Source organism: Stenotrophomonas hibiscicola ATCC 19867, assembly GCF_000382065.1.
GTDB classification, from domain to species: domain Bacteria; phylum Pseudomonadota; class Gammaproteobacteria; order Xanthomonadales; family Xanthomonadaceae; genus Stenotrophomonas; species Stenotrophomonas hibiscicola.
Map to the genome: position 1 here is coordinate 483,939 of NZ_KB907498.1, position 24,024 is coordinate 507,962.

Here is a 24,024-nt window from a genome sequence, read left to right on the forward strand (position 1 = left end):
GGCTAGACCTCCAGCGCGTAGCCAAGGCCACGGTGGGTGCGGATGGGGTCTTCGCTGGCACCGGCCGCGCGCAGCTTGGCGCGCAGCGTCTTTACATGCGTATCAACGGTGCGGTCGGCGCTGTCGGCACTGCTGTCCCAGCCACGGTCCATCAGCTGGGCACGGCTGAGGATGGCGCCCGGGCGCTGCAGCAGCGCTTCCAGCAGCGCGTACTCGTAGCGGGTCAGGTCCAGTGCCTGGCCGCGGAAGCGGATACGCCGACCTTCGCGGTCGATGGCAAAGGCGCCATGTTCCTGCCAGCCCGCATCGGCGCTGGGTCCTGCGTTGACCGGTGCCGCGCGGCGCAGGCGCGCACGCACCCGCGCCACGAGTTCGCGCGGCGAGAACGGCTTGGTCATGTAATCGTCGGCGCCCAGTTCCAGGCCCAGCACGCGGTCCACTTCATCGTTGCGGGCGGTCAGGAAGATCACCGGCAGCTGGGCCGCCGGCCCGGGCTGCGCGCGCAGCCGCCGGCACACCTCGAAACCGCCCAGGTCGGGCAGGCCCACGTCCAGCACCACCACGTCGATATCGCCGGCCTGCAGCCGTTGCAGGGCCTCGCCGCCGAGCAGGCAGTGGCTGGCGGCATAGCCTTCGCTGCGCAGCGCATAGAGCACGGTTTCGGCGATGGCGGCTTCGTCCTCGACCACCAGGACATGGGCAACGGGAGCTGTCATGGCGCGCAGCATAGCCGCTGCGGCCGCCGCCCCGTACACTGCCGCCCATGAACTACCGCCACGCCTTCCATGCCGGCAACCACGCCGATGTGCTCAAGCACATCGTGCAGCTGGCCCTGATCGACAGCTTCAAGCGCAAGGACAGCCCGTTCTTCGTGCTCGATACCCACGGCGGTGCCGGCCGCTACCTGCTGGCCAGCGAAGAGAGCCGCAAGACGCTGGAGGCCGAGTCCGGAATCATGCGGCTGATGGCCCAGCCCAAGCTGCCCGAGGTGGTCGAGCGCTACCTGAAGGCGGTGCAGGCCGACAATCCGGTGGGCGCGCTGACCAACTACCCGGGCTCGCCGCTGTTGAGCGCACAGGCCATGCGCGCGCAGGACCGCATGGCGGTCTGTGAACTTCAGGAGGCCGAAACGGCCACGCTGAAGGCCCTGTTCGCCCATGACAGCCGCGTCGACGTGCGCGTCGGCGATGGCTATGCCCTGCTGCGCTCGCTGCTGCCGCCGAAGTTCAACGGCAGCAAGATCGGCCGTGGCCTGGTCCTGATCGACCCGCCGTACGAGGCCCAGGACGCGGAATACCAGAACGTCCTGGCCGCCCTGGCCGAGACCTTGGCACGCTGGCCGCAGGCCACCTGTGCGGTCTGGTTCCCGATCAAGCAGCGGCGCACCATCCTGCACTTCCTGCGCAAGGCCACTGCCCTGCCGGTCAAGTCGGCGATGACGATCGAGTTCCTGGTGCGCCCTGACGACTCGCCGCTGCGGCTCAACGGCAGCGGCATGCTGCTGCTCAACCCGCCCTGGCAGTTCGACCGGGTGGTCGGCCCGGCCCTGCCGGCGCTGCGCCAGCACCTGGGCGAACCCGGTGCCAGCACCCGCCTGGATTGGCTCAAAGCACCCGAATAACGGCCTTCACGAGGCTGTACCGCCGTGAGCCTTCCGTTCACGGAATGCAGCCCCGGTGATGCCACAATCGATGGACCACCAAGGAATCACCCGGTATGGCCACTCGCAACCGCATGCCGCCCTGGCATGAGATCTTCAAGGCTCCCAGCGGCCACGAGCTGCTGATCCGCCCCATCCGCCCGGAAGATGGCGCACCGCTGCAAGCGGCATTCAGCCTGTTCGGGCCGGAAGAAATCCGTGATCGTTTCCTGCAGGCGGTGACCGAACTGTCGCCGGAGACTACCCAGCGCCTGACCCACCCGAACCCCAAGACCGAGATCACCCTGGTCGCAGCCGAGTCCCTGCCCGCTGGCGAAGCGGTGGTCGGCGCGGTTGCCCGGGCCTCGATCATCCCCGGCACCCGTGAAGCCGAGTACGCGATCCTGATCAGCCGCTTCCTGATCGGCCAGGGCCTGGGCCGGCAGCTGATGCGCAAGCTGGTGAAGTGGGGCCGCGGCAAGTACCTGGACCGCCTGTACGGCGACGTTGCCGCCGAGAACGAGCCAATGAAGCAGCTGGCCGCCTCGCTGGGCTTCAAGCCGGTGCCGCATCCGAACGGTGCCGAAGGCCTGGTGCGGATGGTGCTGGAGCTGGACAACTGACGGATGCGTCGGGCCCTGCCCGGCGACGTTGATTCAACCGCTGCGCTCGCCGGGCTTGGCCCGGCGCTACACCCGCTCACGTCACGATCATGGGCCCGGCAGGGGCTTCTGCTAAAATCCGGAGTCCATGTCGCGTACCTCATACCCCGCCCCGCCGCTGCCGCGTGCCGGCCAGCTCCGCGCCTGGTGGCGCGCCCCCGCCTCTCCGACCGCCCTGGCCTGGTACCTGGCCCAGGCCGCGCGCGCGCACGACGCCCCGCTGCTGGTGATCGCCCGTGACAACCACGGTGCCAACCAGCTTGAAGCCGACCTGCAGACCCTGCTTGGCGGCGACCCGGCCCTGCCGGTGGTCGCCTTCCCTGACTGGGAAACCCTGCCCTACGACCGCTTCAGCCCGCATCCGGACATCATCTCGCAGCGCTTGGCTGCCCTGCACCGCCTGCCCACGCTGAAGCGTGGCCTGGTGATCGTGCCGGTGCAGACCCTGCTGCAGCAGCTGGCCCCGCGCAGCTATGTGATCGGTGGCAGCTTCGACCTGAAGGTCGGCCAGCGCCTGGACCTGGAGGCCGAGAAGCGCCGCCTGGAAAGCGCCGGCTACCGCAACGTGCCGCAGGTGATGGATCCGGGCGACTTCGCCGTGCGCGGCGGCCTGCTGGACGTGTTCCCGATGGGCGCCGACGAGCCGCTGCGGGTAGAACTACTGGACGAGGACATCGACTCGATCCGTGCCTTCGATCCGGAAAGCCAGCGTTCGCTGGACAAGGTCGAGGCGGTGCACATGCTGCCCGGCCGCGAAGTGCCGATGGACGAGGCCAGCATCGCACGCGTGCTGGCCTCGCTGCGCGAGCGTTTCGATGTGGATACCCGGCGCAGTTCGCTGTACCAGGATCTGAAGTCCGGGCTGGCCCCGGCCGGCGTCGAGTACTACCTGCCGCTGTTTTTCGAACGCACCGCGACCCTGTTCGACTACCTGCCCGACGGCAGCCTGCCGGTGGTCTGCGCCGGTGCGTATGAAGCGTCCGCCGCATTCTGGGCGCAGACCGCGGACCGCTATGAGCAGCGCCGCCATGATGTGGAGCGCCCGCTGCTGCCGCCTTCGGCGTTGTACCTGTCGCCGGAGCTGCTGCGCGAGCGCCTGAACGATGCCCCGCGCATCGAGGTGTGGGCGGCTGACCATGCGCGCATCGCCGACGCGCACGCGCTGGGCGACCAGCCGCTGCCACCGCTGCCGGTGGCCGCGCGCGAAGCCCCCGCCGGCGATGCGCTGAAATCCTTCCTCGGCCATTATCCGGGCCGGGTACTGATCGCCGCCGATTCACCCGGCCGCCGCGAGGCGCTGCTGGAAGTGCTGCAGGCCGCCGAGCTGAAGCCGCCGGTGGTGGCCGACCTGCCCAGCTTCCTCGCCGACGACGCGCGCTTCTCGATCGCGGTGGCACCGCTGGAGGATGGCTTCGCGCTGGACGATCCGCGCATCGCGGTGCTGACCGAGCGCCAGCTGTTCCCCGAGCGCGCCGGCAGCACCCGGCGCACGCGCCGTGCCGGCCGCGAGCCGGAAGCGATCATCCGCGACCTCGGTGAACTGACCGAGGGCGCGCCGATCGTGCACGAGGATCATGGCGTCGGCCGCTATCGTGGCCTGATCGCGATGGACGTCGGCGGCATGCCCGGCGAGTTCCTCGAAATCGAATATGCCAAGGGCGACCGCCTGTATGTGCCGGTCGCCCAGCTGCACCTGATCAGCCGCTATTCCGGTGCGTCGGCGGAAACCGCGCCGCTGCATTCGCTCGGTGGCGAGCAGTGGAGCAAGGCCAAGCGCAAGGCCGCCGAGAAAGTACGCGACGTTGCTGCCGAGCTGCTGGAGATCCAGGCCCGCCGCCAGGCGCGTGCCGGCCTGGCACTGCAGGTCGACCGCGCGATGTACGAGCCGTTCGCGGCCGGTTTCCCGTTCGAGGAGACCCCGGACCAGCTGGCCGCGATCGATGCGACCCTGCGCGACCTGGCCAGCAGCCAGCCGATGGACCGCGTGGTCTGCGGCGACGTCGGCTTCGGCAAGACCGAGGTGGCGGTGCGCGCCGCGTTCGCCGCCGCCAGTGCCGGCAAGCAGGTGGCCGTGCTGGTGCCGACCACGCTGCTGGCCGAACAGCACTACCGCAACTTCCGCGACCGCTTCGCCGATTACCCGCTGAAGGTCGAGGTGCTGTCGCGCTTCAAGACCAGCAAGGAAATCAAGGCCGAACTGGAAAAGGTCGCTGCCGGCACCATCGACGTCATCGTCGGCACCCATCGCCTGCTGCAGCCGGACGTGAAGTTCAAGGACCTGGGCATGGTCATCGTCGACGAGGAGCAGCGATTCGGCGTGCGCCAGAAGGAGGCGCTGAAGGCGCTGCGCGCCAACGTGCACCTGCTGACGCTGACCGCCACGCCGATCCCGCGCACGCTCAACATGGCCATGGCCGGCCTGCGCGACCTGTCGATCATCGCCACGCCGCCGCCGAACCGGCTGGCGGTGCAGACCTTCATCACCCAGTGGGACAACGCGCTGCTGCGCGAAGCCTTCCAGCGCGAGCTCGCGCGCGGTGGCCAGCTGTACTTCCTGCACAACGACGTGGAGAGCATCGGCCGCATGCAGCGCGAGCTGTCCGAGCTGGTGCCGGAGGCACGCATCGGCATCGCCCACGGGCAGATGCCCGAGCGCGAACTGGAAAAGGTGATGCTGGATTTCCAGAAGCAGCGTTTCAACGTGCTGCTGTCGACCACGATCATCGAATCGGGCATCGACATCCCCAACGCCAACACCATCATCATCAACCGTGCCGACCGTTTCGGCCTGGCCCAGCTGCACCAGCTGCGCGGCCGCGTCGGTCGTTCGCACCACCGTGCCTACGCCTACCTGATCACCCCCGACCGTCGCGCGATCACACCCGACGCCGAGAAGCGCCTGGAAGCGATCGCCTCGATGGACGAGCTGGGCGCCGGCTTCACCCTGGCCACGCACGATCTGGAAATCCGCGGCGCCGGTGAACTGCTTGGCGAGGACCAGAGCGGGCAGATGGCCGAGGTCGGCTTCAGCCTCTATACCGAGCTGCTGGAACGCGCGGTACGCAGCATCAAGCAGGGCAAGCTGCCCGACCTGGATGCCGGTGAAGAAGTGCGCGGTGCCGAGGTCGAGCTGCATGTGCCGGCGCTGATCCCGGAAGACTACCTGCCGGACGTGCACACGCGCCTGACCCTGTACAAGCGTATTTCCAGCGCGCGCGACACCGATGCGCTGCGCGAGCTGCAGGTGGAGATGATCGACCGCTTCGGCCTGCTGCCGGATGCGGCCAAGCACCTGTTCGCCATCGCCGAGCTGAAGCTCAAGGCCAACACGCTGGGCATCCGCAAGCTGGACCTGGGCGAGAACGGTGGCCGCATCGTGTTCGAGTCCAAGCCGAACATCGACCCGATGGCGGTGATCCAGCTGATCCAGAAACAGCCGAACCTCTACGCCATGGAAGGGCCCGACAAGCTGCGCATCAAGCACCCGCTGCCGTTGCCGGAAGACCGCTTCAATGCGGCCCGCGCCCTTCTGACCACCCTCGCCCCGGGTTGATCGCCCCCCCCCCGAACACCCCGCACCGGTCCCCACCCGGTGCGGGCGGATGACCATGCTCCCTGACGCCGTACCCGCCCCCGACCTGCTGCACGCGCAGTCCTGCCTGATCGATGCGCTCTCGATGTCGCTGCAGATGCGCGACGCCTACACCCGCCACCACTGCGACCGCGTCGGCCTGCTCGCGCAGTGCCTGGCCGCGCACTGCGACCTGGGTCAGGAGGCCTGTGCACAGGTCGGCCTGGCCGCGCGCTTCCATGACATCGGCAAGATCGGCATTCCCGACGAGGTGCTGCTGGCCCCGCGCCGCCATACCGACGAGGAACGCGCGATCATGCGTGAGCATCCGGTGCGCGGCGAACACATCTTCCTGGCGACCGGTCGCAGTGACGCCGCGCCGGTCGCGCAGCTGATCCGTGCCCATCACGAGGCCTTCGATGGCAGCGGCTACCCCGATGGGCTGCGCGGCGAATCCATCCCGCTGGGTGCGCGCATCGTCACCATCGCCGATGCCTACGATGCGATGACCAGCGTGCGCCCGTATCGCAATGCGATGGAGCATGAGGCCGCATTGCGGATCATCGACGAGCAGGCCGGCGGGCTGGTGGATCCGTACGTGCTGCAACGCTTCCATCGCATGCTGGAGCGGGAACCGGCGCTGGCGTAGCTGCCCGCCGCCGGGCATGAACTGACGCGCCCGCCGACGCACCTGTAGAGTCGACCGTTGGTCGACTGCTCTTCGTCCAGACCGCGAAAATCCCGCGCTGCGCGCGATAGTCGACTAACAGTCGACTCTACCAGCCGCCGCTGCGCTGCCGGCCTGGAAGACAAAAGGCCCGGCGTTCGCCGGGCCTTTCGCTCCACGCATCACGGGTGATCGATTACCAGATCACCACGCGCTTGTCGTCGGCACGCACCATTGCATCGCCGGCCTTGCACTGGAAGGCGGCCGCGAACGAAGGCATGTTCGACGGTGCACCGTTGGCACGGAAGTTGGCCGGCGCATGCGGATCGGTGTTGAGGCGGACGCGCAGCTCACCATCGGTGAAATTGCGGCGCCACACCGTGGCCCAGTTCATGAAGAAGCGCTGGTCCTGGCTGTGGCCATCGACCTCGACATTCGCCTTCGGGTCTTCCTTCAGCGCCATCTGCAGCGCGTCATAGGCCACGGTCAGGCCGCCCAGGTCGCCGATGTTCTCGCCCAGGGTCAGCTTGCCCTTCACGAACACGCCCGGCACCGACTCATAGCCATCGAACTGTGCGACCAGCTGGTCGGTACGCTCGGTGAAGGCCTTGCGGTCGGCGTCGGTCCACCAGTTGTCGAAGTTGCCGTTGGCGGCGAACTGGCTGCCCGAGTCGTCGTAGCCGTGCATCATCTCGTGGCCGATGACCGCACCGATGCCGCCGTAGTTCAGTGCCGGATCGGCCTTGGCGTCGAAGAACGGCGCCTGCAGGATCGCCGCCGGGAACACGATCTCGTTCTTGGTGGCGTTGTAGTACGCGTTGACGGTCTGCGGGGTCATGCCCCACTCGGTCTTGTCCACCGGCTTGCCGATCTTGTCCAGCATGTAGCGGTAGTTGAACGCACGCGCCGCCTGCATGTTGCCCAGGTAGCTGTCGCCGTTGGTCTGCAGGCCCGCCCAGTCACGCCACTTGTCCGGGTAGCCGATCTTCGGGGTGAAGCTGGCCCACTTCTCCAGTGCCTTCTTCTTGGTTTCTTCGCCCATCCACGGCAGCTGTTCCAGCCGCGCCTTCAGCGCCTGTGACAGGTTTTCCACCAGGTGCTGCATGGCCACCTTCGACTCGGCCGGGAACACGGCGTCGACGTACAGCTGGCCCAGGGCCTCACCCATGCCACCGTTGACCGACTCCAGCACGCGCTTCCAGCGCGGCTGCATTTCCTTCTGGCCACGCAGGGTGGTGCCGTAGAAATCGAAGTTGGCCTTCTCGAACTGGCTGCTCAGGTACGGCGAGGCATCGTCGATGGTGTGGAAGCGCAGGTAGGCCTGCCAGGTACTGGCCGGCACATCGGCGAGCATCTTGTCCATTTCACCGAAGAAGCCCGGCTGCGCCAGCGAGAACTTCTGTGCGGCTGGCACCTTCAGGGTGTCGAACAGCGCGGTCCAGCTGAAGTTGGGGGTCAGCTTGTCGGCGTCTGCGGCGCTGAGCGGGTTGTAGCGCTTGGCCGGGTCACGCATTTCGATGCGCGACATCGAGGCCTTGGCCAGGCGGGTTTCGAAGGCCATCACGGCCTTGGCCTGCTCGGCGGCCTGCGCCGCGTCCACGCCGGACAGGGTCAGCACCTGTGCGATGTAGGCCACGTAGGCGTCGCGGATCTTGGCCTGCGCATCGTCGAAGTAGTAGCCCTTCTCCGGCAGGCCCAGGCCGCCCTGGCCGACGTAGGCGATGACGTTGGCCGAATCCTTGTAGTCGGCATTGGCGAACAGCGAGAACAGCACGCCCTTGCCCTCGGCCTGGCTGTCGCGCAGGTACCGGGTGATGGCAGCGGTGTCGTTCAGTGCAGTGATCTTGTCCAGCTGCGGCTGCAGCGGCGCCAGGCCGGCGGCTTCGATCTTGGCTTCGTCGTTGCCGGTCTTCCAGATGTCACCGATCTTGGCTTCCACCGAACCGGCCTTGGCCTGGCTGGCGGCGGCCTGCTGGACCAGCGCGTGCTGCACTTCCAGCGAGCGCTCACGCAGGATCTCGAAGCTGCCCCAGGTGGTCTGGTCACCCGGCACCGGGTTGGCCTTCAGCCACTTGCTGTTGACGAAGCCATTGAGGTCGGTACAGGCGGAGATGGACGGATCGAGATCAGCGCTGTTGAGCGAAATCAGCGGCGTCTTGATCTGCGACAGGTCGAAGGCTGGCTTGGCGTCGGCGCTGGCCGCCGGTGCGGCGTCATTCTTGCCACAGGCCGCCAGCGAAGCAGCGATGGCGATGGTCAGGCCCAGCGGGACCAGGTTGCGGACGTTCATGAGGCTCTCCTGCGGGTAATTTCACAGGGTAGCCGGGGGCGTGAGGTTGGGGACCGGCCAAAGGTCACAGAGCGTCCTTCTGTAGAGTCGAGCCATGCTCGACTGCTCTCCGTTCCGGGTTCATGCTTCGTGCGGCAAAAGCCCAAAGCAGCCGAGCGTGGACTCGGCTCTACAAAAGCGAAGGCCGGCTTGCGCCGGCCTTCTGCTTCTTATTTCGCCTTGCCCTGGTTGGCCACGGCTTCGGCGGCCTTGCGCGCCGCTTCCGGGTCGCCCAGGTAGCGGAACGACTGCACGGTCAGGTCATCGTTCAGTTCGAACAGCAGCGGGATGCCGGTCGGGATGTTCAGCTCGAGGATTTCCTCGCGCGAGACATTGTTGAGGTACTTGTACAGCGCGCGCAGCGAGTTGCCGTGGGCGGTGACCAGCACGGTCTTGCCGTCCTTCAGCTGCGGGGCGATGGCGTCGTGCCAGTACGGCAGCACGCGATCCAGGGTGGTGGCCAGCGACTCGGTGCCCGGCAGCGCGTTGCGGTCCAGACCGGCGTAACGGCGGTCATGGATCGGGTGGCCCGGATCTTCCAGTTCCATCGGCGGCGGCGGGATGTCGTACGAACGACGCCACACCTTGACCTGCTCCTCGCCGTGCTTGGCCGCGGTCTCGGCCTTGTCCAGGCCCTGCAGGCCGCCGTAGTGGCGCTCATTGAGGCGCCAGGACTTGTTCACCGGCAGCCAGTCCTGCTCCAGCTCGGCCAGCGCACCCTGCAGGGTGTGGATGGCGCGCTTGAGCACCGAGGTGTGCGCAACGTCGAACTGCAGGCCTTCCTCGCGCATCAGGCGACCGGCGGCGGCCGCTTCGCGACGCCCCTGCTCGGTCAGGTCAACATCGACCCAGCCGGTGAAGCGGTTGTCCAGGTTCCACTGGCTCTGGCCATGGCGCAACAGTACGAGTCTACGGGTCACTGCAGGGTCTCCAACGCGAGGATAGGCAGGCCGCCATTGTAGCCCGGCCGCCGCTCACCGGGCCGTGGCGCCGCCCGTGCGATGCTGTGACCCATGAATACGGTGATCGATCCCGGGCGCTGGGAAGGCAGCGTCGCTGCCGCCCGTGCGCAGCAGCTGCAACTGGCGGGCCGCGTGGAGCACCAGGACCGCCTGCCACGCAGCGTGCGCTGGCTGGCCGGGATGGATGTCGGCTTCGAAGACAACGGCGCCATCACCCGCGCCGCGGCGGTACTGCTGGATGCAAAGACGCTGCAGCCCGTGGCGCAGGAGATCGCGCGGGTTCCCACACTGATGCCCTATATCCCGGGCCTGCTCAGCTTCCGCGAGCTGCCGGCATTGCTGGCCGCACTGGCACTGCTGCCACGAACGCCGGACCTGGTGTTCGTCGATGGCCACGGCATCAGCCATCCGCGCCGGCTTGGCGTCGCCGCGCATCTTGGCGTGGTCACCGATCTGCCGAGCATCGGCGTGGCGAAATCGAAACTGGTGGGAAGGTTCGTCGAACCGGGCGCCGAAGCTGGTGCGCATACACCGCTGCTGGATGGCGACGAGCAACTGGGCTGGGTGCTGCGCAGCAAGGTGCGCTGCAAGCCGCTGTTCGTGGCCGGTGGCCATCGGGTCAGTGCCGACACCGCGCTGGGCTGGGTGCAGCACACCCTGCGTGGCTATCGGCTTCCGGAGCCAACCCGGCTGGCGGATCGGCTGGCCTCGCGGCGGGACGAATGACCTTCGCTGCTCTGGACGGAGGCAGCCTGCGCGGTCGTGTCGGGACGATTGGGTAGAGTCTACTGTCAGTTGACTATCGCGCGCAGCGCGGGCTTCGTCGCAGCCTCGCGGGAGAGCAGTCGGCTAATAGTCGACTCTACCAGGGCGGTTTCGCCCCGTCGATTTCGACCAGCCGGTTTCACCCAGCCGGCGTCTCTCTTATGCCATTCAACGATGCACGTGGCCACGATGGCCCTGCGCGTCCTCGCCATGGTCGTGGCCCTCGTGGCCCTCGTGTCCGCCGCCCTTGGCCGGCGCCGGCCCGCCACAGGCTTCGCCACAATGGTCCGCTTCAATCTGCAGTGTCACGTGCTCGATACCGAAGTCATCGTGCAGGCGCCCGCTCAGCTCACGGCGCAGCGCATCGGCATCGGTGCCGTCGCGCATCACGACATGCGCGGTCAGCGCCGGCGTGCTGGAGGCCAGCGCCCACACGTGCAGGTCATGCACGTCCATTACCGCGGCATGGCTGGACAGGCTGTCGCGCACCTTGGCCACGTCCATGCCCTTGGGCACGCCTTCCAGCAGCACGTTGATCGCCTCGCGCATCAGCACCCAGGTGCGCGGCAATACCCACAGGCCGATCAGCACCGCCAGGATCGGATCGATCGGCTTCCAGCCGGTGAACTGGATCAGCACCGCACCCGCAATCACCGCCACCGAGCCGAGCATGTCGGCCCATACTTCCAGGTAGGCGCCCTTCACGTTGAGGCTCTCGCCACTGCCCGCCTGCAGCAGGCGCATCGAGATCAGGTTGATGACCAGGCCCGCCGCAGCAATCACCAGCATGCCGGAGGAGGCGATCTCCTGCGGCTGGCGGAAACGGCCGACCGCCTCCCACAGGATGTAGGCGGCGACCACGAACAGCATGGCACCGTTGATCATCGCGCCCAGCGCTTCCAGGCGTGCATAGCCGTAGGTGCGGCGCGCGTCGGGCGGGCGCCGGCTCAGCCGCACCGCCACCAGCGCGATCATCAGCGCCAATGCATCGGTAGCCATGTGCGCGGCATCGGACAGCAGCGCCAGGCTGTTGGTCCAGAACGCGCCCACCACTTCGACGACGAGGAAGGTGGTGGTCAGGCCGAGTGCCCACCACAGGGGTTTCTCGTGGCGGATCTGGGATGGCAGGTGGTCGTGGTCGTGGCCCATGGCAACAGCTCCTTTGCGATGCGGTGCAGGCTACGCGGTGCCGGCGGGGGAGACTATTACGATGTTTATAACATTGCAGGCCACACGAGCCCTCGCCGGGCATGGCCCGGCGAGGGCTGCAGACCGACGACCGCCTGCGGTCAGAAGCCGAAGCGCAGGCTGGCCCAGTATGCGCGGCCCGGCTCGTTATAGGTCGCCGCCCCGGCATCGCTGCTGTTGGCCTCGCGGAACAAGCGCTTGTCGGCCAGATTGTTCACTCCGAAACCGAAGCTGACCGTCTCGGTCACCTTGTAGCGCGCGCTCACGCCCCAGATGTTGTACGCGCCACGATCCTGCAGCGCGATCGATGCATCGCAGCTGCCAGTGCAGCGCGGGTCGTTGTTGATGTTGGTCGTGGCCGGTTCCTGCCTGCCGTAGAAGGTGCCGGTCAGCAACACGGACAGCCTGTCGGTGGCCTGCCAGTCCAGCATGGTGTTGATCGTGTACTTCGGAATCACCGACAACGGCTGGTGCGTGGTCTTGTTCTCGTTTTCCACCATGTAGGTGAAGTTGTTGCTCCACTTCAGGCGGTTGCCCTGCTCGCCCAGCAGCGGAATGACCAGGTTGCCTTCCAGCCCCTGCACGATCGCCTTCGGCGCGTTCTCCCAGCGGAAGATGCGGCCCTTGGTGTCGGCGGTCAGCCCGATCTGGGTGTATCCGGCCTGGATCTTGTCCTTGTAATCGTTGTGGAAGTAGGTCAACGACGCCTGCCAGCCGCTCTGCGGTGCCCACTCGATGCCCAGTTCCTTGTTCAGGCTGGTTTCCGCCTTCAGGTCCGCGTTGCCGCGCATGTAGCAACCGGCGCCCAGGCTCGGCAGCGCATTGGGGCAGCCGTTGCCGCGGGTGTAGTAGAGATAGTCCGGATTCGACTGGTACAGGTTCGGCGCCTTGAACGCGCGGGCAATGCCGCCCTTCACCACCCAGTCGCTGTTGATGCGGAACTGCGCATTGAAGCTGGGGCTGGTGTTGTTGCCGAACTGGCTGTGGTGGTCGAAGCGCAGGCCCGGGGTAACGATCCAGCGCTCGCCCAGGTAGATGTTGTCTTCCACGAACGCCGCCGTGGTCTGCGCGTCGGCCTTGCCCCGCGCACGGTCGGCCGACAACCCTGGAATACCGCCGCCGCTGCTGCTGGACTGGCTCATCGAATACGGATCGGTCAGGCGGCTGTCCAGGTATTCAAAGCCGAGCGTCCAGATGTTCTCTGCGCCGCCCAGCGCGGTCGGGAAGCTCACTTCGCCATCCAGCTGGTAGTTGCGCAGGCGCGAGGTAGACCAGTCGGTGCCGTTGAAGCTGCCTTCCGGGCCACCGGCCAGGCCTTCATTGATGCGCGAGTTGTTGACCGCCTCGACTGCGGCCGTCACCCGCGAAGTGACATCACCCCAACGGCCGCGGTGGGTGACCGCACCGGTGTTGCGGTACATGCGGTTGGTCTCCGCTTCGCCCTCGGCCAGTGCCGCCAGATCGACGCCGGTCGAGGTACCGGTGGTGCTGACGGCGCGGTCGCCGGCGTAGATGTTGCCCTGGCGGCTGGTGCCGGCTTCGAACTCCACCACCTGGTTGGCGGTCACGTCCCAGCGCAGCAGCGCGTTGACGTCGCGGTTCTTGACACCCTCGCGGCCGGCTGGCGGCACCGCGTTCGGATTCGTCGCGTACCGGCGATTGAGGTCCAGCGAATCGGCGTCGGTCCTGTTGAGATTGCCGTACAGGCGGAACGACAGGGTATCGGTCATCGGCCCGCTGAGCTGCAGGCCGACGCGCTCGCTGCCCCCTTCGGCACTGTGCTCGGGCACCAACCCAAACAGGTCGACCGCACCGGTCAGATCGCCGGTCGGGTGCTTGGTGATGATGTTGACCACGCCGCCGGACGCACCGGAGCCGTAGCGTGCCGCCGCCGGGCCGCGCAGCACTTCGATGCGCTCGATCATTTCCGCCGGGACCCAGTTGGTATCGCCGCGGGTATTGCGCTCGCCGCTGCGCCCCATGCGCACGGCATCACGGGCACCGACGCGCTTGCCGTCGACCAGGATAAGGGTGTTTTCCGGGCCCATGCCACGCAGGTCGATCTGGCGGTTGTTGCCGTACTGGCCCGAGGCGCTGTTGCCGGTCAGGTTGACGCCCGGCATGGTGCGCAGCAGTTCGGCGATGTCGTTGGCCGGCGGGCGCCTGGCGATGTCCTCGGCGGTGATGGTCGAGGTACCCAGCGCCTGGCGCGCGATCTGCGAGGCGGTGACGTGCACCGTGTCGATATCGGTGGCGTCGGTCTCGGCCCGGGCGGCCAGGGCGCTGCCCGCCAGCAGGGCGGCAACGGCAAGCGCCAGCGGGCGCGGCGAGAGGACAACGGCAGGAGACATGATCTGGACCTTCTGGCAGGGCTACGGGGCCTCTGGCAATGGGCTTGAGGCAACGACAAGGGGGAGGCGGAGCGTCGCTGCAGTCGCCTGCGGCCCGATCCGTGCGTACATTCTCCCATCAATGCGAGTGATTCTCAAATGCGTTCACTCATTGCCGCAGGGGCACGGATGTGCTTTGCGCACCGTGCAACGCTGCACCGCGCGTAAACTGGCCGGCTAACCCGCCATCAACCGCACGCCGCCACGGCCGATACCCGTGGTTTGCCGTACGCAGTCAGAGATCGACGTGGAAACACCGCAACTGGACGATGCCAGCCAGCCGCTGGCCGAAGCCTGGCAGCACTGCCTGCAACAGGCTGGCCCTGCCGCCACCGCGCTGCTCAAGGCCGCTGCCACCGATGCCCCAGCCGTGCTGGCACAGCGCTTTTACGAAGTGCTGCTGCAGGACGGGCGTGCACGCCGCTTCCTGTCCCACGACCAGGTCAAGCAGCGCCTGCAGCCGGCCATGCAGCGCTGGCTGGTGCAACTGCTGACCACTGATCGCGACAGGATCGCCAGTGCCGTGGCCTCGCAACGGGTGATCGGCGATGTGCATGCCCGGGTCGGCATTCCGGTCGACCTGGTCACCCGCGGCGCGCGCGTGCTCAAGCACGAGCTGTTCGTGCGCCTGCGCGACGACGCACCCGACAGTGCCACCGCGTTCGCCGCCATCGACTGCCTCAGCGCGATCATGGACATCGCCATGGAAGGCATGACCCTGGCCTACACCCATGCGCGCGAACGATCCACCCGTGCCGATGCGGCCTACCGGTTGTTCTCGCTGGTGCAGAACGTCAGCACCGAGCGCGAGCGCCAGCGCGCCCTGCTGCTGGACTGGGAAAACGCACTGCTGTACGCACTGGCCGGCCACGTGCAGGCCGGCGAAAGCGCCAGCCTGGCGACCTCGGAATTCGGCCTGTGGTTCACCCACAAGGGCATCCCCAGCTTCGGCGAGAGCAGCGAAACCCAGCAGGTCGGCCAGCTGATGGCCCGCATCGACGGGAACCTGCAACAGGCAAGCAACGATGCCCCGGCGCAGCGGCTGGCGGTGCTGCCGGCCATCCGCGAGGATCTGGCCGCCATCCGCACCCTGATGACCCTGCTGTTCGAGCGCATCGGCGAACTGGATGCCGGCAGCGATGCGCTGACCAACCTGCTCAACCGCCGGTTCCTGCCGACCGTGCTGCGCCGGGAAATCGAGCTGGCCACGCGCAACGGCACGCCGTTCTCGCTGCTGCTGCTCGACCTGGATCACTTCAAGGCGATCAACGACGGCCACGGCCACGATGCCGGCGACCGCGCGTTGCAGCACGTGGCCGGCCTGCTCGGCCAACTCACGCGGGGCAGCGACTACCTGTTCCGCTATGGCGGCGAAGAATTCGTGGTGGTGCTGGTGGCCGCCAGCGAGTCACAGGCCTCGGTGATCGCCGAGAGCCTGCGCCGGCAGATCGCACAATCACCGGTAGCACTAGCCAATGGCCAGGTGCTGGAGCTGACCGCCAGCATCGGCGTGGCCGGTCACGATGGTCATCCGGACTACGAACGGTTGATGGCACGTGCCGACGCGGCGATGTACGAGGCCAAGCGCAGCGGCCGCAACCGCGTGGTGGTGGCCAGCGCGGACCTGCAGGAAGCCCCGGGGCGGCGTGCACTGCAGCGATGACGACAGGACAGGTAGAGTCGACCGCTGGTCGACTATCGCGCGCAGCGCGGGATTTTTCGCACGCGGGGCGAAGAGCAGTCGACTGACAGTCGACTCTACCGACAGTCGACTCTACCGGTTCGCGCGCCAGCCGATGCGTTGAACGCCACCACCCGCCATGCTGCCCACCACAGCAGCGCCAGCAGCGCGATGCCGGCGCCCAACAGGCACACTGCTGGCCAGCCATGCCGGGCCTGCACCCAAGGCCCCGCAGCCGCACCCGCCCCACTGCCAACTGCATAGAACAACATGTACAACGCCACCAGGCGCCCATGCTGTTCTGTCGGTGCACGCAGCAACAATGCCTGGTTCGAGACATGGAGTGCCTGGCCGCCGAGGTCGAGCACGACCACACCCAGCAAAAGCAAGGACAGCGAACGCGGCAGGCCCAGCAGCGGCCACCACGCGACCAGCATCAACAACAGCGCGCCGAGGCTGACCCGATGCGCGAAACCACGGTCCATCCAGTGCCCGACCCGCGACGCCATCAATGCACCTGCCACCCCGGCCAGGCCGAGCGCGCCGATGGCTGCGGTCGACCAGTGCAGCGGCGGTGCCGACAGCGGCAAGGGTGCCGCCGCCCAGAACACATTGAGGCCGGCAAACAGCAGCAATGCCAGCGGCCCGCGCTCGCGCAGCGTCCGATTCCGGCGCAGCATGCCCAGCATCGAGCCGATCAGGTCGCGCCAGCGCGGCGGCACTGCGGGTATCGGCACGGCCGGCAGGCGCCGCCACAGCAGTACGGCCAAGGCCGCCATCAGCGCTGCCGAAAGCAGATAGACCGCTTGCCAGCCGGCAATGGCCGCCACCGTGCCGGACAGCACACGCGCCAGCAGCAGCCCGATGAACACCCCACCCTGCACCACCCCCACCACGCGCCCGCGCTGCGCGGCCGGAGCCATCGCTGCCGTATAGGCGATCAAGCCCTGGGTGAGCGCGGTGCCCAGCAGTCCGGCCAGCAGCATGGCCGACAGCAGCCAACCGGTCGTGCGTGCCGCTGCCAGCCACAGCAGGGCCGCCACCAGTGCCGCCAGCTGCAGCCGCAGCAGGCGCCGCCGGTCACCGCGATCGGCCAGCGGCAGCAGGCCGAGCAATGCAAGCACGCTGCCAGCCTGGGTTGCCGCCAACACTGCGCCCGCCACGGCACGGTCCAGTGCGAAGGCCTGTGCCAGCCGATCCAGCAGCGGTTGCGCGTAATAGACGTTGGCCACGCTGGCGCCGGCCGCGACCGCGAGCAGGGTCAGCAATGGGCGGGACATCGATGCGCTCATGATGTAGTTGCAATTTGAAACTTGATGCAGGCTATCGCCATTGGTTTTAAACTGCAACCACATTCGGAGGCCCCAGCATGCACGCCAACAGTCCCTGCCCCGTTGCCCGCAGCGCCGACCTGCTCGGTGATCGCTGGGCACTGCTGGTGATTCGCGATGCCTTCGACGGCGTCAGCCGCTTCGGCGACTTCCAGCGCAGCCTCGGCGCGGCGCGCAACATCCTCAGCGATCGCCTGCGCAGGCTGGTCGAGGCCGGCATCCTGCAACTGCAACCGGCCTCCGATGGCTCGGCCTACCAGGAATACGTGCTCACCCACGCCGGCCAGGAACTGTTCCCGCTGCTGGTCGCGCTGCGCCAGTGGGGAGAACGCCATCGCTTCAGCGCCGGTGAAACCCATTCGCAGTTGATCGAATCCAGCACGCGGCGACCACTGCCCTACATGCAGCCACACGGGCGCGACGGTCAGCCGCTGCAGGCCGCCGCCACCCGCGTGCGCAAGCTCAAGGACGACCGGCGCGGCGCCTGATCCGCCCACTCGCGCACACCGACGGACGCCCGCGCCGGTTAGCATCGGATCTTTCCGCCGCTGGATGCCGCCGATGTCGCGCTGTCGCCCTTCCCTGCTGACCGCCCTGCTGTTGCCGCTGCTGGCCTGCGCCACAGCAACCACGCAGGCCCGCGAGGTTGCCGCGCCCGCCGACCACGTGCAGGCCGATGGCCCCTATGTGTTCCGCCAGGGCGACCAGCTGCAGGCCAAGTGGATCTGCGACGACAAGGTCGAGTCGCGCACGCTGGCCATCAACACGGCGGGCACCGATATCGCGCCGCGCTGTGGCTACGAGCACACCGTACATGTGGCCGCGCCGAATGCACCTTCGATTTCCGTGCTGCCGGCTGCACCGCGCATCGTCGCGCTGTCGGACATCCATGGCCAGTACGGGCTGCTGGTGCGCCTGCTGCGCGCCCACCACGTGATCGACGCGGAGGATCGCTGGGCGCTGGGCAAGGACACACTGGTCATCGCCGGCGACGTGTTCGACCGCGGCCCGCAGGTGACCGAGGCGTTCTGGCTGCTCTACGGCCTGCAGCAGCAGGCGGCCGCCGCCGGTGGCGCCGTGCACTTCGTGCTCGGCAACCACGAAACCATGGTGCTGTACGACGACCTGCGCTACGTCAACCCGAAGTACCTGCGCAGCGCCCAGCTGCTGGGCCGCAGCTACCCGCAGCTGTATGGTGCCGATTCGGTGATCGGGCAGTGGCTGCGCACCCGTCCGGTGCTGCTGAAGATCGGCGATACCCTGTTCCTGCACGGCGGCATCTCGCCCGAGGCGGTGCAGCTGGCGCTGGACCCGGCACGCACCAACGCGGCCTATCAGGCCTCGCTGGGCCTGCCCAAGGCCGAAGTGAAGGCCGACCCGGCCACGGCACCGCTGTATGACGGCAAGACCAGCCCGATCTGGTACCGCGGCTATTTCGATGGCCGCCTCGACACCGCGGGGGTACAGGCCGTGCTCGACCGCCTGCAGCTCACCCGCATCGTGGTCGGCCACACTTCGATGCCGCACGTCAGCAGCTTCCATGGCGACCGCGTAATCGCGATCGACAGCAGCATCAAGAACGGCGAGAACGGCGAACTGCTGTTCATCGAGGATGGCAAGCTCAGCCGTGGCCTGCTGGATGGTTCGCGGGTGCCACTGGCGCTGGGTGAGCCGGGCCTGCAGGACTGAATGGAGGGACAGCGCGACGGCGTCGGGAGGTGCCGGCGCGCTCCACCTTCACCCGGTTTGCGGCTACCCTTCGGCAGCCGAGAGGCCCAACCCGTCCATCCGGTGGGCCTGACCGTTACAGGAGCCTCGCGCATGCGCGTTCTGATTGCTGAAGACGACCCGGATATCGCCTCCGGCCTGTGCGCCTCGCTGCGCCGGCAGGGGCACGTGGTCGACCACGTCGACAACGGTGCGCACGCCGATGCTGCACTGGGCTCGACGCAGTACGCGCTGCTGGTGCTGGACCTGGGCCTGCCGCAACTGGATGGCCGCGACGTGCTGCAACGCCTGCGCCAGCGCGGCGATGGCCTGGCGGTGCTGGTGGTGACCGCACGTGACGGCCTGGCCGAGCGGGTACGCGTGCTCGACCTCGGCGCCGATGACTACCTGGTCAAGCCGTTCGCACTGGACGAATTCGAAGCCCGCGTGCGAGCACAGCTGCGCCGGGTCACCAGCAATGGTAATCCGGACCTGCGCGTCGGCCGCTTGCGCCTGGACTTGGCCGGGCACCGCGTCTGGATCGACGACCAATCACTTGAACTGACCGCACGCGAGTTCGGCCTGCTGTCGGCGCTGGCCGTTCGCGCCGAGCGCATCGTATCGCGTGCGCAGCTGGTGGAAGCGCTGTGCGACTGGGGCCAGGACCTCACCGACAACGGCCTGGACATCGCCCTGCACCGCCTGCGCCGCAAGCTGCAGCCGGGCGGCATGGGCATCCGCACCGTGCGCGGGCTGGGCTACATGCTGGAAGACGCGCAGGACGACAGCGCCCCGTGATCAGTGGACCGCCCAGCCTGCGCCGGCGCCTGCTTGCCTTCCTGGCGCTGCCGATGCTGGCCCTGCTCACTTTCAATACGATCCTGGCCTACTACGTTGCGCTGGACTACTCCAACCGCATCCACGACCGCAACCTCATCGACGACACGCACTCCTTCGCGCAGATGCTGAGCGGCATGCCGGTGACCAGCGAGCTGTCACCGCAGGCGCGCTTCCTGATCGAGTACGAGCCCGACGGCCATCGCTATTTCAACGTCGACAGCAGCCGCCAGGGGACACTCAGCGGCAATGCGGATTTCAGTGCCTACGCGCCTTCGCAGGAATGCACCGGCGTGGACCCCACCCTGTACGACGGCATTCTCAACGGCCAGCCGGTGCGCATGGCCACCGTCTGCACGCGTGCGATGAACGATCCGCAGGACCAGCTGGCGGTGACGGTGGCCGAAAGCATGGCCGAACGACGCCAGCGCGCGCGCGAGATCCTGATGATCATCATCCCGCTGATGACCATGCTGGCGCTGGGCACCGCCGCACTGGTCTGGTTCGGGGTGACCCATGGCCTGCGCATCCTGACCCCGCTGAGGACCCGCCTGGCACAGCGCCGCGGCGAACTGGCGCCGATCTCCGACGCCGACGTGCCGGAGGAGATCCAGCCGCTGATCAGCACCATCGACGATCTGTTTGCCCGCCAGGCGGAAATGATCACCCTGCAGAACCGTTTCATCGCCGACGCCGCGCACCAGCTGCGCTCGCCGTTGGCCGGCATGGCCCTGCACGTGGACCAGGCACTGGCGCATGGCGACCCGGACACGGTGCGCGAGGCACTGCAGCACATCCGCCGGCTCAACCAGCGCACCGCGCGGGTCAGCACCCAGCTGCTGGCGCTGAGCCGGGCGCAGACCGTGCCCGATACCGTGGAGGCACTGGACCTGTGCGAACGGGTGCCACAGTGGGTCGGCATGCGCGTGCCCGAAGCGATCCGCGACGGCATCGACCTGGGCTACCTCGGCAGTCCCCACCCTCTGCGCGTGCTCGGCAACGGTGCCCAGCTGCAGGAGGCACTGGACAACCTGATCGACAATGCGCTGCGCTATGCCGGCCGCGGTGCAACCGTCACCGTCGGCGTGCATGCGCTGGATGACAATGACGTCGAACTGTACGTGGAGGACAACGGACCCGGCGTACCCGAGGAGCTGATGCCACGATTGGGCGAGCGCTTCTTCCGCGCCCCCGGCACCACTGCCAGCGGGACTGGCCTGGGCCTGGCCATCGCCCACGAAGCGGTGGAACACTTCGGCGGCCGCCTGAGCTTCCTCAACCGGCCCGGTGGTGGACTGAAGGTCGCCATCTCGCTGCCGCTGCTGAAGGCATCCTGACCCGGCCGGGACGCTGAAAGGCTGGCGAAAATCGCGCTTGCGATCCTGACCCTCCCCACTGCCGTCCCGGAGCCGCCAGGTGACCGAATCGCACGACTTCTTCCTCCCCGGTGGCCGCCAGGGCGTGCTGCTGGTCCATGGCCTGACCGGTACCCCGGCGGAAATGCGCATGCTGGGCAAGGGCCTGAACAACGCCGGCTTCACCGTACACGGCGTGCAGCTGCCCGGCCATTGCGGCAGCGTGGATGACCTGCTGGCGACCACCTGGGAACAGTGGTACCAGGGCGTGGAGGATGCGGCGGCCACCCTGCGCGGCAAGGTCGACCAGCTGTTCGTGGGCGGCCTGTCGATGGGCGCGGTGCTGTCGCTGGCACTTGCTGCCCGACGACCGGACTGGGTGTCCGGCGTCGGCGTATATGGCGCCACGTTCCGCTACGACGGCTGGAACATTCCCGCCGTCGCCCGCCTCTCGTTCCTGTTGCCTTGGTTCAAACGCTTCAACATCGGCCGCGACCGCATGTTCATGGAAGAACCGCCGTACGGCCTTCGCGACGAGCGCCTCCGTGCGCAGGTCAGCGCCGCCATGCTGTCCGGCGACAGCGCCGCCGCCGGCCTGCCGGGCAATCCCTGGCACGCGCTGGCCGAGATGCGTGCGCTGAGCAACTGGACCCGCCGCCACCTGCACCAGGTCACCGCACCATGCCTGGTGATGCACGCCCGCGAGGACGACGTGGCCAGCATGGGAAATGCCGAACTGGTGATGTCGCGGGTCAGCGGCCCAAAGGAACTGGTGGTGCTGGAGGACAGTTACCACATGATCACCATCGACCGCGAACGTCGAGAGGTGATCCGCCGCAGCGCGCGCTTCTTCGCCGGGATCGGCGAACGCAGCGGCGCGCTCAAGGCGGTGGCCTGAGATGGGGGCACTTGCCACGCTGTTGTGGCTGGCCAATGTGGTACTCGATACCGGTGGCCAGCTCGCCTTCAAGGCCGCCGCCAGCGATCCGCAGGAGGGTGAGGGACTGCAACGCTGGAAACACATGCTCAGCCGCCCCTGGCTGTGGATCGGCATCGCCTGCTACGTGTTTGAGTTCGTCGCCTGGATTGCGTTCCTGTCGCTGGTTCCATTGTCCAAGGGCGTGCTGCTTGGCTCGATCAACATCGTCGCGCTGATGATCGCCGGCCGCATCCTGTTCCGCGAAAAGCTCACGCCATTGCGGGTGACCGGCATGCTGCTGGTCACGGCGGGCGTGGCGGTGGTGGGGGCCGGCTCATGAGGCGCCTGTATGTAATCGGCTTCCCGCTGCTGATGGCCTTCGACACACTGGCCCAGCTGTGCTTCAAATACGCCGGCGACGCCGCGCTGCCGGTGGAGGCCAACACGGCGTGGCTGCTGCGCGTGCTGTCGCAGCCGTGGGTGTACGGCGCCATCCTCGGCTACGTGGGGGCATTCTTCACCTGGATGAGCCTGCTGCGGCATGCGCCGATCGGTCCGGCGTTCGCGGCTTCGCACCTGGAAGTGATCAGCGTGCTGCTGCTGTCGGCGTGGCTGTTGAACGAACCACTGACCCTGCACCACCTGGTCGGTGCGGTCCTGATCGTGGCCGGCATCGCCTGCCTCGGTCGCGCCGAAGCAGACGATCCACACAGCCCCGCCGCAAGCACGCCATGAGCGCGCGGCGATGAGCCTGTTCGCGCGCGAACTGCCGCCGACGGCTGGCCTGCCGATGCAGGCCAGCGACTTCCTTCCCGGTGGCGGCGACCTGCGCGAGATCCTGGCCAAGCAGCTCGGCACACCGCCGCTGCAGCTGACCTGTTCCGGTACCCACGCGCTGCTGATCGCGCTGCGCACCCTGCGCAAGCGTGCGCCAAAGCGCGACACAGTGATCATGCCGGCCTACACCTGCCCGCTGGTGCCGATCGCGGTGCACAGCCTCGGCCTGCGCGTGCAGCCGTGCGATACCCGGCACGGCCACTTCGACTTCGATCCCGGCCAGCTCAAACGGTTAGCCGATGCGCGTACGTTGGCGATCCTGCCGACCCACCTGGGCGGGCGCATCGCCGATGTCGAACAGGCCTGCGACATCGCACGCGGCGCCGGCACCCGGGTCATCGAAGATGCCGCACAGGCGCTGGGTGCACGGGTGGGCAACAGCAGTGTCGGCCTGCGTGGCGATATCGGATTCTTCAGCCTCGCTGCAGGGAAGGGACTGAGCCTGCACGAAGGCGGCCTGCTGGTCAGCCGCGATGACGAACTGCGCGCCGAACTGGCCGAGCATGCCGCCGAACACGTGCGCTTCAACTTGCGCTGGGAGCTGCTTCGCAGTGTGCAGCTGCTTGGCCTTGCCGCCTGCTATCGCCCCTCGCTGCTGTCGCTGGTGTACGGCAATCCGCTGCGCAGCGCACTGCAGCGTGGCGATCTGGAAGACGCGGTCGGTGACGTTTTCCCGCTGGACATACCGCAGCACCAGGTCAGCCGATGGCGGCAGAACATCGGTGCCCATGCTGCACGGCGGCTGCCGGCGTTCCTGCAGGCCGGGCGCCTGCGCGCACTGCAGCTGCGCGTGCAGCTGGCACAACTGCCGGCGGTGGAGGTGGTCGATGGCCTGGCCGGTAGCGGCGGCACCTGGCCGATGCTGATGCTACTGCTGCCCAGCCAGCGCGCGCGTGACGCCGCACTGGACACATTGTGGCCGCGCGGCCTCGGCGCCAGCCGCATGTTCATCCATGCTCTGCCCGACTACGCCTACCTGCGTGGCATCGTGCCGCAGGAGAACGTGCCCAATGCACGTGACTTCGCCGCACGCATGCTGACCCTTGGCAACAGCGCCTGGCAGACCCGTGAGGAAACCGCGGAGATCCTGCGGGCGCTGGCCGCTGCGCAGCTCTGAAACCGCGGTTTCCAGGGCATTACGCCCGTTCAGCAAGCGCGATTCCTGAACACTTTCCCCAGCCTGC

The 24,024-nt window shown here is 67.7% G+C and carries 20 protein-coding genes; 14 read left to right on the plus strand and 6 right to left on the minus strand.

Annotated features, from left to right (window positions below; all coding sequences use genetic code 11):
• Positions 1-2: 2 nt before the first annotated feature.
• Positions 3-728: a two-component system response regulator CreB gene (gene creB / locus G370_RS0102435; RefSeq protein WP_019659175.1), complete on the minus strand. Its 726-nt coding sequence runs from the start codon at positions 726-728 to the stop codon at positions 3-5.
• A 35-nt stretch (positions 729-763) separates the two neighbouring features.
• On the opposite strand from creB, the gene G370_RS0102440 reads away from it, so the two are divergent.
• From G370_RS0102440 to G370_RS0102455, 4 genes are all read left to right on the plus strand, one after another.
• Positions 764-1,621 carry a 23S rRNA (adenine(2030)-N(6))-methyltransferase RlmJ gene (locus G370_RS0102440; protein WP_019659176.1) on the plus strand — a complete coding sequence of 286 codons (858 nt, stop codon included), beginning with the start codon at positions 764-766 and terminating at the stop codon, positions 1,619-1,621.
• A 95-nt stretch (positions 1,622-1,716) separates the two neighbouring features.
• Entirely contained in the window at positions 1,717-2,262 is a 546-nt protein-coding gene (locus G370_RS0102445) for a GNAT family N-acetyltransferase (RefSeq protein ID WP_019659177.1), read from the plus strand.
• 127 nt (positions 2,263-2,389) lie between these two features.
• Positions 2,390-5,854 (plus strand): transcription-repair coupling factor, encoded by a 3,465-nt coding sequence (mfd, locus tag G370_RS0102450; protein WP_019659178.1) that lies wholly within the window; start codon positions 2,390-2,392, stop codon positions 5,852-5,854.
• 49 nt (positions 5,855-5,903) lie between these two features.
• The gene (locus G370_RS0102455) at positions 5,904-6,521 is read left to right on the plus strand and encodes an HD-GYP domain-containing protein (RefSeq protein WP_019659179.1); all 618 of its coding nucleotides are present in this window, start codon (positions 5,904-5,906) and stop codon (positions 6,519-6,521) included.
• 214 nt (positions 6,522-6,735) lie between these two features.
• Here the strand turns inward: G370_RS0102455 and G370_RS0102460 are convergent, their stop codons facing one another.
• A complete protein-coding gene (locus tag G370_RS0102460; protein WP_019659180.1) occupies positions 6,736-8,829 on the minus strand; it encodes a M13 family metallopeptidase in 2,094 nt (697 codons plus the stop codon).
• 209 nt (positions 8,830-9,038) lie between these two features.
• Entirely contained in the window at positions 9,039-9,788 is a 750-nt protein-coding gene (gene gpmA, locus G370_RS0102465) for a 2,3-diphosphoglycerate-dependent phosphoglycerate mutase (RefSeq protein ID WP_019659181.1), read from the minus strand.
• Positions 9,789-9,881: 93 nt separating this feature from the next.
• Here gpmA and nfi point away from each other — a divergent pair, with 93 nt between their 5' ends.
• Complete coding sequence (gene nfi / locus G370_RS0102470; protein ID WP_019659182.1) at positions 9,882-10,556, plus strand: deoxyribonuclease V; 675 nt, start codon at positions 9,882-9,884, stop codon at positions 10,554-10,556.
• 207 nt (positions 10,557-10,763) lie between these two features.
• Here nfi and G370_RS0102475 read toward each other — a convergent pair whose 3' ends face one another.
• The gene (locus tag G370_RS0102475; protein WP_019659183.1) at positions 10,764-11,744 is read right to left on the minus strand and encodes a cation diffusion facilitator family transporter; all 981 of its coding nucleotides are present in this window, start codon (positions 11,742-11,744) and stop codon (positions 10,764-10,766) included.
• A 140-nt stretch (positions 11,745-11,884) separates the two neighbouring features.
• Positions 11,885-14,134, minus strand: a complete 2,250-nt coding sequence (locus G370_RS0102480; protein ID WP_019659184.1) for a TonB-dependent siderophore receptor — start codon at positions 14,132-14,134, stop codon at positions 11,885-11,887.
• A 286-nt stretch (positions 14,135-14,420) separates the two neighbouring features.
• Between G370_RS0102480 and G370_RS0102485 the strand changes: the two genes are divergently transcribed.
• The gene (locus G370_RS0102485) at positions 14,421-15,836 is read left to right on the plus strand and encodes a GGDEF domain-containing protein (protein WP_026346930.1); all 1,416 of its coding nucleotides are present in this window, start codon (positions 14,421-14,423) and stop codon (positions 15,834-15,836) included.
• 95 nt (positions 15,837-15,931) lie between these two features.
• Here G370_RS0102485 and G370_RS0102490 read toward each other — a convergent pair whose 3' ends face one another.
• Positions 15,932-17,134, minus strand: coding sequence for an MFS transporter (locus G370_RS0102490; RefSeq protein ID WP_425423315.1), 1,203 nt, complete (start codon positions 17,132-17,134; stop codon positions 15,932-15,934).
• 89 nt (positions 17,135-17,223) lie between these two features.
• Here G370_RS0102490 and G370_RS0102495 point away from each other — a divergent pair, with 89 nt between their 5' ends.
• The 8 genes from G370_RS0102495 (at position 17,224) to G370_RS0102530 (ending at position 23,957) form a co-directional block, all read left to right on the plus strand.
• Positions 17,224-17,673 (plus strand): winged helix-turn-helix transcriptional regulator, encoded by a 450-nt coding sequence (locus tag G370_RS0102495; RefSeq protein ID WP_019659187.1) that lies wholly within the window; start codon positions 17,224-17,226, stop codon positions 17,671-17,673.
• Between the two features lie 73 nt (positions 17,674-17,746).
• The gene (locus tag G370_RS0102500; protein WP_019659188.1) at positions 17,747-18,874 is read left to right on the plus strand and encodes a metallophosphoesterase; all 1,128 of its coding nucleotides are present in this window, start codon (positions 17,747-17,749) and stop codon (positions 18,872-18,874) included.
• A 132-nt stretch (positions 18,875-19,006) separates the two neighbouring features.
• Positions 19,007-19,690: a response regulator gene (locus G370_RS0102505; protein ID WP_019659189.1), complete on the plus strand. Its 684-nt coding sequence runs from the start codon at positions 19,007-19,009 to the stop codon at positions 19,688-19,690.
• A complete protein-coding gene (locus tag G370_RS0102510) occupies positions 19,687-21,066 on the plus strand; it encodes a sensor histidine kinase (RefSeq protein ID WP_019659190.1) in 1,380 nt (459 codons plus the stop codon). Before G370_RS0102505 ends, G370_RS0102510 begins: the two co-directional genes overlap by 4 nt.
• Positions 21,067-21,145: 79 nt before the next feature.
• A complete protein-coding gene (locus tag G370_RS0102515) occupies positions 21,146-21,982 on the plus strand; it encodes an alpha/beta hydrolase (RefSeq protein WP_019659191.1) in 837 nt (278 codons plus the stop codon).
• 1 nt (position 21,983) lies between these two features.
• Positions 21,984-22,343, plus strand: coding sequence for an EamA family transporter (locus tag G370_RS0102520; RefSeq protein WP_019659192.1), 360 nt, complete (start codon positions 21,984-21,986; stop codon positions 22,341-22,343).
• The gene (locus G370_RS0102525; protein ID WP_019659193.1) at positions 22,340-22,738 is read left to right on the plus strand and encodes a DMT family transporter; all 399 of its coding nucleotides are present in this window, start codon (positions 22,340-22,342) and stop codon (positions 22,736-22,738) included. The genes G370_RS0102520 and G370_RS0102525 overlap by 4 nt, the downstream gene beginning before the upstream one ends.
• 10 nt (positions 22,739-22,748) lie before the next feature.
• Entirely contained in the window at positions 22,749-23,957 is a 1,209-nt protein-coding gene (locus tag G370_RS0102530; RefSeq protein WP_019659194.1) for a DegT/DnrJ/EryC1/StrS family aminotransferase, read from the plus strand.
• The last annotated feature ends 67 nt before the right edge of the window (positions 23,958-24,024 follow it).

What these genes read in the sequence shown, in the direction of transcription:
- creB (WP_019659175.1), bottom strand. Translation starts at nt 728, where the DNA reads ATGCTGCGCGCCATGACAGCTCCCGTTGCCCATGTCCTGGTGGTCGAG.
- G370_RS0102440 (WP_019659176.1), top strand. Translation starts at nt 764, where the DNA reads ATGAACTACCGCCACGCCTTCCATGCCGGCAACCACGCCGATGTGCTC.
- G370_RS0102445 (WP_019659177.1), top strand. Translation starts at nt 1,717, where the DNA reads ATGGCCACTCGCAACCGCATGCCGCCCTGGCATGAGATCTTCAAGGCT.
- mfd (WP_019659178.1), top strand. Translation starts at nt 2,390, where the DNA reads ATGTCGCGTACCTCATACCCCGCCCCGCCGCTGCCGCGTGCCGGCCAG.
- G370_RS0102455 (WP_019659179.1), top strand. Translation starts at nt 5,904, where the DNA reads ATGACCATGCTCCCTGACGCCGTACCCGCCCCCGACCTGCTGCACGCG.
- G370_RS0102460 (WP_019659180.1), bottom strand. Translation starts at nt 8,829, where the DNA reads ATGAACGTCCGCAACCTGGTCCCGCTGGGCCTGACCATCGCCATCGCT.
- nfi (WP_019659182.1), top strand. Translation starts at nt 9,882, where the DNA reads ATGAATACGGTGATCGATCCCGGGCGCTGGGAAGGCAGCGTCGCTGCC.
- G370_RS0102475 (WP_019659183.1), bottom strand. Translation starts at nt 11,744, where the DNA reads ATGGGCCACGACCACGACCACCTGCCATCCCAGATCCGCCACGAGAAA.
- G370_RS0102480 (WP_019659184.1), bottom strand. Translation starts at nt 14,134, where the DNA reads ATGTCTCCTGCCGTTGTCCTCTCGCCGCGCCCGCTGGCGCTTGCCGTT.
- G370_RS0102490 (WP_425423315.1), bottom strand. Translation starts at nt 17,134, where the DNA reads ATGTCCCGCCCATTGCTGACCCTGCTCGCGGTCGCGGCCGGCGCCAGC.
- G370_RS0102495 (WP_019659187.1), top strand. Translation starts at nt 17,224, where the DNA reads ATGCACGCCAACAGTCCCTGCCCCGTTGCCCGCAGCGCCGACCTGCTC.
- G370_RS0102500 (WP_019659188.1), top strand. Translation starts at nt 17,747, where the DNA reads ATGTCGCGCTGTCGCCCTTCCCTGCTGACCGCCCTGCTGTTGCCGCTG.
- G370_RS0102505 (WP_019659189.1), top strand. Translation starts at nt 19,007, where the DNA reads ATGCGCGTTCTGATTGCTGAAGACGACCCGGATATCGCCTCCGGCCTG.
- G370_RS0102520 (WP_019659192.1), top strand. Translation starts at nt 21,984, where the DNA reads ATGGGGGCACTTGCCACGCTGTTGTGGCTGGCCAATGTGGTACTCGAT.
- G370_RS0102525 (WP_019659193.1), top strand. Translation starts at nt 22,340, where the DNA reads ATGAGGCGCCTGTATGTAATCGGCTTCCCGCTGCTGATGGCCTTCGAC.
- G370_RS0102530 (WP_019659194.1), top strand. Translation starts at nt 22,749, where the DNA reads ATGAGCCTGTTCGCGCGCGAACTGCCGCCGACGGCTGGCCTGCCGATG.